The sequence below is a fragment of the Actinophytocola sp. genome (genome assembly GCF_035712165.1).
Lineage (GTDB): Bacteria > Actinomycetota > Actinomycetes > Mycobacteriales > Pseudonocardiaceae > DASYTH01.
This window is the reverse complement of record NZ_DASTBH010000236.1, coordinates 1-2,916: the sequence shown is the minus strand read 5'-3', so window position 1 is coordinate 2,916 and position 2,916 is coordinate 1. Positions and strand designations below refer to the sequence as shown.

Genomic DNA, 2,916 nt, shown 5'->3' with positions numbered 1-2,916 from the left:
CGGATCGCCCGCGAGCTGCACGATGCCGTGACGCAGAAGCTGTTCAGCCTCCGGCTGACCGCGGAGGCGGCCGGCGCGCTGCTGGCCGGCGACCCGGTCCGGGCCGGCGCCGAGCTTGCCACGGTGCGCCGGCTGGCCGCGGAAGCCAGCGACGAGCTTCGCGCGATCGTGGTCGGCCAGCGCTCGGTCGACCTCACCGGGGACGAGCTGGACGTGGCCCTGCGCAAGCAGGTCGAGCTGCTGGACCGGGTGCATCAGGTGCGGATCCGGTTCACCGGGACCGGATTGCCGCGGCTGGCCGGCGACGTTTCGCAGGCGGTGTTCCGGGTCGCCCAGGAGGCCCTGCACAACGCGCTGCGGCACGCCGACGCCACCGGAGTTCAGGTCGATCTGGTGGGCCGCAACGGTGTCGTGGTGCTCGCGGTGACCGACGACGGGTGCGGCTTCGACCCGGAGGCCACCGGGCGCCGGCTGGGCCTGGTGTCGATGCGGGAGCGGGCCCGCGCGGTCGGCGGCCGGCTGGCGGTGCGGTCTGCCCCGGGCGCCGGGACGACGGTCCGGCTGGAGGTGCCGGCCGGTGGCTGAGCGGATCAGGGTGCTGGTGGTCGACGACCATCCGGTTGTGCGGCAAGGGCTTCGCACGTTCCTGGACGTGCAGGAGGACATCACGGTGGTGGGCGAGGCGACCGACGGCGAGTCCGGGGTGTCCGCCGCCGAGGAACTGCACCCGGACGTCGTGCTGCTCGATCTGCGGATGCCCGGATCGGACGGCCTGGCCGCGCTGCACGGCCTGCGCGAGCGGGGCAACCCGGCCCGGGTCCTGGTGATCACCAGCTTCACCGAGCCGGCGGCCGTGCTGCCCGCGGTCCGGGCCGGCGCCGCCGGCTACGTCTACAAGGACGTCGACCCGTCGGCCCTGGTCGCCGCGATCCGGTCCGTGCACGCGGGCCATGTGCTGCTGCACCCCGACGTCGCCCGGCTGCTGTCGGCGGGCGAGCCGGCCGCCGCCGAGCTGACCGCACGCGAGCGCGAGGTGCTCGCCGAGGTGGCCCGAGGCCGGTCCAACCGGGAGATCGCCCGGGCGCTGTCGCTGTCGGAGAAGACGGTGAAGACGCATGTCAGCGCGATCCTCGGCAAGCTGGGCGTCCAGGACCGGACCCAGGCGGCCCTGCGGGCCGTGCGGTCCGGGCTGGTGAGCTGAGGGTTACCGGGTGGGCTGGCGGCGCGTGGCACCGATGGCCACGATCCCGCCGCCGGCCAGGATCAGCAGCAGCCCGCCGAGCGCCAGGCCGTTGACGTCGGCACCGGTGGCGGCCAGCGCCTCGTCCTCCGCAGTGGCGCTGCCCGCCGCGCCGGCGTCGCCGGAGTCGCCGGTGAACGCGAGCGGTTCGGCCACGGCGTAGTCCGCGATCTCGGCGCTGACCGGGTCGTAGACGGTGTCACCGCTGTAGGTGGCCACGATCCGCGTGCTGCCGGCCGGCAGCGTCACGGTGCACGCGGCCGCGGCCACCGGCAGGCTTTCGCACCCGGCGATGACCGTTCCGTCGGCCTCGAACCGCACCGTGCCGGTCGGGACGACGCCGCTGGAGTCACCGGCGACCGTGGCGGTGAAGGTGACCGGCTCACCAGCCGCTGCCGGTGACTGCGGGTAGCCCACGAGGGTCATCGTGGCGGCCCGTTTCAGGTCGTAGGTCGCCTGATGGCTGTCGGTGAAGTAGTGCCCGCTGCCGTTGTACTCGGCCGAGACCGAGACGGTCGCCCCCGGAGTCACCGTCACCGGGCACGTTCCGCTCGCCTGGCCGGGGCCGGGACCCGGCACCAGCACCGCGGTGCAGCTGTCGGACTCGGAGCCGGACGTCACGGTGATGGTCACGGTTCCGGTGGGGGTGCCGCCGTCGCTGCTGGTGACAATGGCGGTGAGCGACACCGAGCGCCGCCCGGCCGCCACCGCCGGTCCGGGCGACACGGCGACCGCGACGTCCACAGTGGCCGTCGGCGTCTGGTAGGTGGCCCGTCCCGTGGTGTTCTCGTAGATCGCGTCACCCGAGTACGTCACGGTCACCAGCACGCTGGTGTCTGACGGCACGGTCAGCGGGCACGTCCCGGTCGCCTCGGTGGCGCCGCTCACCAGGGCCACCGCCGTGCATCCGCCCAGCCCCTCCGACGCGACGAAGTCCACCGTCCCGGTCGGCACCTCCCGGGTCCCCGACACGCTCGCGGTGAAGTTCACGTTCCCCGACGGCCCCTGCCCGTCCGGCGTCACGACGACCGACGGGGTCGCCTTCGCGGCGACGTAGTCGACGTCGCCGGTGGCGGGGTCGTAGGCGGTGTCCCCGGTGTAGGCGGCCGTCACGGCGACGGTCTGGCCGGGGGTGATGCTGAGCTGGCAGGTGGCGGCGGCGTCATCGGTGCCGGTGCCCGCGGTGAGCGCGACGTCGGTGCACGTTCCGGCGGTGCTGTTGAAGTCGACGGTTCCGGTGGGTCGCAGCCCGCCGGTGCCGGTGACCGTGGCGGTGATGGTGATGTCGCCGCCAGGCCCGGACCCCGGGGTCACGACGACGGTCGGCGTGGCTTTCGCGGCGGCATAGTTCTCGGTGGCGGTGGCCGTGTCGTAGGCGCCATCCCCGGAGTAGTCGGCAGTGACGGCGACGGTCGCGCCGGGTGTGACGGTCAGTTCGCAGGTAGCGGTCGCGTCCTCAGTTCCCGCACCCGGCGCGAGGGCGATGTCGGTGCAGTTGCCGGCCGAACTCGCGAAGTCGACGGTCCCAGTGGGCCGCAACCCATCCGCCCCAGTGACCGTGGCGGTGACCGTGACGGTTCCACCCGGCCCCGAAGCCGGAGTGACGCTCACCGTGGCGGTTGCCTTGGCGGCCGCGTAGTCGACATTGCCGATGGCGGTGTCGTAGACGGCGTCCC

General features: G+C 73.8%; 3 protein-coding genes. 2 read left to right on the top strand and 1 reads right to left on the bottom strand.

Features of this window, described 5'->3' with window-relative positions; translation table 11 throughout:
* Positions 1-585 (top strand): sensor histidine kinase (locus VFO68_RS13385; RefSeq protein WP_325158576.1); only part of this gene is annotated, 585 nt, incomplete at its 5' end.
* Complete coding sequence (locus VFO68_RS13380) at positions 578-1,201, top strand: response regulator transcription factor (RefSeq protein WP_325158575.1); 624 nt, start codon at positions 578-580, stop codon at positions 1,199-1,201. The genes VFO68_RS13385 and VFO68_RS13380, both read left to right, overlap by 8 nt.
* A gap of 3 nt (positions 1,202-1,204) precedes the next feature.
* Here the strand turns inward: VFO68_RS13380 and VFO68_RS13375 are convergent.
* Positions 1,205-2,916: Ig-like domain repeat protein (locus VFO68_RS13375; RefSeq protein ID WP_325158574.1), on the bottom strand; the 1,712-nt coding region annotated here is incomplete at its 5' end.